Annotated in this window: 1 protein-coding gene; it reads left to right on the top strand. The window is 46.6% G+C overall.

Going from position 1 to position 1774, the window contains the following annotated elements; translation table 11 throughout:
• Positions 1 to 99 precede the first annotated feature (99 nt).
• Complete coding sequence (locus tag ACIFSR_RS34510; RefSeq protein WP_430063749.1) at positions 100 to 1386, top strand: IS110 family transposase; 1287 nt, start codon at positions 100 to 102, stop codon at positions 1384 to 1386.
• Positions 1387 to 1774 lie beyond the last annotated feature (388 nt).

The raw sequence follows: 1774 nt of genomic DNA, 5'->3' as shown, positions 1-1774 counted from the left end.
CTAAACATTCCTGTTAAGGCTAAGAAATAGCCTTTGTCAAAAAAGGAGCGCCTCGGTATGATGGGTTTGTCGACAACACATCAAGGAGGCGCTCTTACTATGAAGTTTAAGCAATCAGACGCACAAAATCAACGGATTGAACAAATTACCACCTCGCATCTCGTCGTAGGAATTGACATGGCCAAAGAAACTCACGTGGCACAGTCCACAAATTTCCGAGGAATCGTCATTTCAAAACGACATCTCTCGTTTTCGAATTCTATCGAAGGTTTTGAAAAATTAAGCCGCTGGATGACGGAGTTACAGCAGAAACATCGATTAAAGAGGCTCATCATCGGCATGGAGCCAACCGGTCATTACTGGTTTAACCTAGCAAACTGGTTATCAGATAAGGGATTACACGTGGTTATGGTTAACCCTGCTACGACGAAGCGTAATAAAGAAAATCGAGATAACAGTCCATCAAAGAACGACCCCAAAGATGCACTTGTCATCGCAGATTCAGTAAGTCGGGGCTTTTACTATGAGTACACGCGTCAATCGCTTGTGTTTCAACGCTTACGGACCATAATGAGTGATCGCGAATTCTGGGTGTCGAACAGTGTACGCCTGCAGAATCGAATCATACGCTGGCTGGACATTCGCTTTCCTGAGTATCCATCCGTATTCAAAGATTGGACCTGTAAGCGATCATTGGCGACTCTCAAGACATTCCCTTGCCCACAGGATTTGGAGACGTATACTGTACAGGACATCATCAATGCTTGGCGAGTCCATATGCAGCGCGCTGGGGGTTCTACGGGGATTGAGAAGGCTGCACAGCTCATCGCTCACGCTAAATGCAGTGTCGGAGATCGAACCGCTGTAGAAGAATCGAAGGCAGATTTAAAAAGGCTCATTGAAGAATATGAACGAGTTAGCACCATGCTTGAACAGATTGAAAAGGACATCGAATCCCTTCTTTCTGAGATTCCAATGGCACAGCAACTTCGCACCATAAAAGGTCTCGGTAAGACCTTCACCGCGGCCATACTAGCAGGCACAGGAGATTTAAGCCAGTATGCGCATGGACGTCAGGTATTACGAAAAGCTGGCCTGAATTTGGCTGAAAGTACGTCAGGAAAGCGAAAAGGACGAATTGTTCTTTCGAAACGAGGAGACTCAGCCCTGCGAAAATATCTCTATCTCGCGACGGTTCAGCTCGTTTGGAACAACCCCGTATTCCGCCATCTGCATGAGCATAATGTGAAAGAAAAGAAAATGAAAAAGCAACAATCCATATTTAAGTTAATAGGAAAGCTGGCACGAATTCTAGTTGGTATTGTTCAACGGGGAGAAAAGTTCACGCCAGAGAAAACCGTTCTGAGTTGGACAGAAGCAGCTTAAGCTAAGCAGCATCACGTATATTGACTCATTCGCAGGATTTCAAAAAGAAAGCACGGAGGACCGAGTTCGTTCCCCAAAAGGGCTCTGACCCATCCGCTAAACGCTATCGGTCTCCACACCTTGGACAGGTATAACGAAGGAATGTAAGGGCATTGACCCGTTGAGATGTGGGAGGGTGAACCTCCAGGGAACATGTGGAGTATGCGTGCAGTAGAGTTAGCCTGGGGAATATTTCCTGAGTATTCCTCTATTTCCGCATGCCCAGCCCACCACCTCAACCGGCATCAACTGCGTTGCTTCCTGAGATGGACTCGATCCAAGGTGACGAAATCCTGCGAATGAGTGAGTATATGTGAGATAAACCCTTAAAACCGAGGGACGGGGAACG

The organism is Paenibacillus sp. NRS-1760 (assembly GCF_050467785.1).
In the GTDB taxonomy this organism is placed as follows: domain Bacteria; phylum Bacillota; class Bacilli; order Paenibacillales; family Paenibacillaceae; genus Pristimantibacillus.
This window is presented reverse-complemented; position numbering and strand designations above follow the sequence as displayed.

Coding starts and splice junctions, on each gene's coding strand:
- ACIFSR_RS34510 (WP_430063749.1), top strand. CDS start 100: ATGAAGTTTAAGCAATCAGACGCACAAAATCAACGGATTGAACAAATT.